Source organism: Aeromicrobium sp. REDSEA-S32_B7 (assembly GCF_001626145.1).
GTDB lineage: Bacteria > Actinomycetota > Actinomycetes > Propionibacteriales > Nocardioidaceae > Aeromicrobium > Aeromicrobium erythreum.
The window spans coordinates 1-3,118 of sequence record NZ_LUNF01000331.1 but is presented as its reverse complement, the minus strand read 5'-3'; the positions used below and the strand labels follow the sequence as shown (position 1 = coordinate 3,118).

Genomic DNA, 3,118 nt, shown 5'->3' with positions numbered 1-3,118 from the left:
GTGCAGAAGCACGTCGCGGTGCTCGAGCGCGCCGGTCTCGTCACCAAGCGACGGGTCGGCCGCGAGGCGCTCGCGAGCGGCGACGTCGAGGCCGTCCGGTCGGTCGGCACCCTGCTCGACGAGCTCGAGCACGTGTGGCGCGGACGCGTCGCCCGCATCGACGACCTCCTGCTCAGCACGCCCGAGGACCCCCAGCACCACACCGAACCCCCTCCCGAGGAGACCTGACATGCCCGTCACCGACGTCCAGAAGGACCTGGACCAGCGCACCCTGACCATCACCGCCGAGTTCGCCGCACCCGTGGATCGCGTGTTCGCGATCTACGCCGACCCGCGCCAGCTCGAGCGGGTGTGGGGACCGCCCTCCTTCCCCGCCACGTTCGTCGACCACGACCTGCGCGAGGGCGGCCGGGTCACCTACTACATGACCGGCCCCGAGGGGCAGCGCTTCGGCGGCTGGTGGGAGGTCACGGCGGTCGACGCCCCGCACGGCTTCGACTTCCGCGACGGGTTCGCCGACGACGACCTCCAGCCCGTCGAGGGCATGCCGGTCTCGACCAACACCTTCCGCTTCGAGCCCATCGAGGGCGGCACGCGTGCCGTGTACACGTCGACCTACGCGACGCTCGAGGCGCTGCAGCAGGTCATCGACATGGGCGTCGAGGAGGGCAGCCGCTCGGCGATCGACCAGATCGACGTGCTGCTCGCCGCCTGAGCGACGACCGGGCGCGCGCGAGCGCCTAGGCTGAGGGGTGGGACCTGCGGGTCCCACCCCTTCGCCGTCCCGACACCCATCAGGAGAGAACCCGTGGCCGACTCCTCGTTCGACATCGTCAGCAAGCTCGATCGCCAGGAGGCCGACAACGCGCTCAACCAGGCGATGAAGGAGATCTCGACGCGCTACGACTTCAAGAACACCGGCGCGCTGCTGGAGTGGAAGGGCGAGGAGGGCATCGAGATCACGGCGAACGCCGACGAGCGGGCCCTCGCCGTCCTCGAGGTGTTCAAGGAGAAGCTGATCAAGCGCGGCATCAGCCTCAAGGCGCTCGAGACCGGCGACCCGCGCCAGAGCGGCAAGGACGTCAAGATCAACGGCAGCTTCAGCCAGGGCATCAGCACCGAGCAGGCCAAAAAGGTCTCCAAGCTGATCCGCGACGAGGGCCCGAAGGGCGTCAAGGTGCAGGTGCAGGGCGAGGAGCTGCGCGTCACCAGCAAGAAGCGCGACGACCTCCAGGAGGTCATCGCGCTCCTCAAGGGCGCCGACCTCGACTTCCCCCTGCAGTTCGTCAACTACCGCTGACACGCTGCGGCCAGGTCGTCAGGTCACGACGTCCCAGAGCCAGCCGACGCTGACCACCGCGCCGACGACGAGCAGCACCAGGAGGACCGCGGCGAGCAGGAAGCAGCCGAACGCCCCGAGGGCGCCGTCGTGAGACTCGAGCACCTCGCTGTCCGGCCACTCGTCCCGCAGCGGGTGCTCGGCGAGGTGAGCGTTGGCGTGCTCGAGGTGGCAGAACGTCAGCACCTGCTCGTGACGGAAGCAGCGCTCCCCCTCGGCGTCCAGGCGCTCGGACCGGCCCACCACGATCGTGATCGCCAGGTCGGCCGTGGGGTCGACCTCACGACCGCAGCGAGCGCACCCCACGGCGGCGATCGTCCCGGCGGTGTCGGCGTGCTCGTCCATGCGTCGACCCTAGGGACCCGACCGACGATCGACCCAGCGACTTTCCTGGTCTCGGCCCGACACGACGCCCCCGCCGGACTGGTCCGGCGGGGGCGCTCTGCTGCTCGGGGTGCGAGGCGTCAGCGGTCGACGCGCACGACCGACTTGTCCTCGGCGATCTCGACGGTGACGTCGTCGTCGTTGCCGAGGTCGACCTCGACCTCGTAGGCGTGGTCGCGGTCGTCGCTGTACTCCACGTCGGTGACCCGACCCTCGCCGACCTCGTCGAGCGCGATCTTCTCCAGCTCGCTGCGCAGGTCGGCGTCGTCGACCGGGCCGTCGAGCGGCGCGGCCGAGGCCGAGGTGTCGGCCGTGGCTGCCGGGGCCGACGTCGCGGCGGGACGGACGTCGTCGTCATCGTCGTCGTCCGAGCCGCAGGCGCTCACGCCGAGCGCGAGGACGAGGGCGGTGGCGGTCGCGGCGAGGGCGCGCAGGGTCGTCATGGAGAGCTCCTTCGTTCGGTGGATGACCCTCATCGAATCGGTGGACCGTGAGAACCGCATGACGAACGGATGAGAGCGTTCTCACGCAGCGGCCCGAGCGGGCGCCCTCCCTCGCGTCCACGGCCACACCAGCAGCGCCCAGACCGCGGCGACCACGACGATCTCGACCGCCACGTACCAGGGCCATGCCGGGAGCACGTCGAGCAGCGACGCCCGGTTCGGCTTGCCGTTGAGGTAGCCGTAGTTGGTGTCCATCAGCGCGTTGTAGGCCATGACCGCCGCCGCCCACGCGAGCGTGATGACGACCGTGCGGCGGTAGGTCCCCCACGTCGGCAGGACGCGCAGGCCGGCGACGAGGTACACCGCGGCCCAGACGATCAGCACGTGCATGGCCCAGAACATGACGAAGCGCGGTTCGGGCCAGGCGGACGACAGGTCGGGGGTGGCCATGCCCTGCGTCGTCAGCGTCAGGCCCCACAGGTAGGTGACCGTCGACGTGAGGCGCGAGCGCGTCCACAGCGCGTGCACCGCAAACATCCACGCGAGGTCGCAGAGCTGGAACGGCAACGAGGTGCGCGGGTTCCACTCGCCGGGCAGGAGCTGCAGCACCTGCAGCGGGACGGTGACGGCCACGATGCCGAGCGCGAGCACCCGGCTGGTCGTCGCCTCCGCGGTCGTGCCGCGGACCCGACGACCGAGCAGGACCACGGGGACCAGACCGATCGCGAACAGCGCGAGGACGACCAGGTGGCTCGTGCCGTACGCCTGGAAGTCGCCCGAGGCCAGCAGCGTGGTGCCGTCGATGTCCACGCGCGCAGCGTAGCCCGGTCAGGTGGCGCGGCGGGCGATCGTGACCGCGAAGTCGGCGTCGGCGGTCAGGGGTCGCAGGTCCCACGTCGCGAACCGCTGCTCCACCGCGAACCCGGCGGCCGCGAGGTGCTCGTCGAGGTCG

Annotated in this window: 5 protein-coding genes and 1 pseudogene; 3 read left to right on the top strand and 3 right to left on the bottom strand. The window is 70.8% G+C overall.

The window, feature by feature from the left end; genetic code table 11:
* From A6Q79_RS18445 to A6Q79_RS18435, 3 genes and pseudogenes are all read left to right on the top strand, one after another.
* Window positions 1-228, top strand: a pseudogene (locus tag A6Q79_RS18445) (hypothetical protein); the annotation flags it as partial.
* Between the two features lies 1 nt (window position 229).
* Window positions 230-715: an SRPBCC domain-containing protein gene (locus A6Q79_RS18440; protein ID WP_067854644.1), complete on the top strand. Its 486-nt coding sequence runs from the start codon at window positions 230-232 to the stop codon at window positions 713-715.
* Window positions 716-808: 93 nt separating this feature from the next.
* Window positions 809-1,300 carry a YajQ family cyclic di-GMP-binding protein gene (locus A6Q79_RS18435; protein WP_067854641.1) on the top strand — a complete coding sequence of 164 codons (492 nt, stop codon included), beginning with the start codon at window positions 809-811 and terminating at the stop codon, window positions 1,298-1,300.
* An 18-nt stretch (window positions 1,301-1,318) separates the two neighbouring features.
* Here the strand turns inward: A6Q79_RS18435 and A6Q79_RS18430 are convergent, their stop codons facing one another.
* From A6Q79_RS18430 to A6Q79_RS18420, 3 genes are all read right to left on the bottom strand, one after another.
* Window positions 1,319-1,684: a hypothetical protein gene (locus A6Q79_RS18430; RefSeq protein ID WP_067854638.1), complete on the bottom strand. Its 366-nt coding sequence runs from the start codon at window positions 1,682-1,684 to the stop codon at window positions 1,319-1,321.
* A 119-nt stretch (window positions 1,685-1,803) separates the two neighbouring features.
* Window positions 1,804-2,166 (bottom strand): hypothetical protein, encoded by a 363-nt coding sequence (locus A6Q79_RS18425; RefSeq protein ID WP_067854635.1) that lies wholly within the window; start codon window positions 2,164-2,166, stop codon window positions 1,804-1,806.
* Window positions 2,167-2,247: 81 nt separating this feature from the next.
* Window positions 2,248-2,976 carry a TIGR02206 family membrane protein gene (locus tag A6Q79_RS18420; RefSeq protein WP_286689588.1) on the bottom strand — a complete coding sequence of 243 codons (729 nt, stop codon included), beginning with the start codon at window positions 2,974-2,976 and terminating at the stop codon, window positions 2,248-2,250.
* Window positions 2,977-3,118: the final 142 nt, after the last annotated feature.

Excerpts from the sequence above, each read along its gene's own strand:
- A6Q79_RS18425 (WP_067854635.1), bottom strand. The coding sequence starts at position 2,166 with ATGACGACCCTGCGCGCCCTCGCCGCGACCGCCACCGCCCTCGTCCTC.
- A6Q79_RS18430 (WP_067854638.1), bottom strand. The coding sequence starts at position 1,684 with ATGGACGAGCACGCCGACACCGCCGGGACGATCGCCGCCGTGGGGTGC.
- A6Q79_RS18440 (WP_067854644.1), top strand. The coding sequence starts at position 230 with ATGCCCGTCACCGACGTCCAGAAGGACCTGGACCAGCGCACCCTGACC.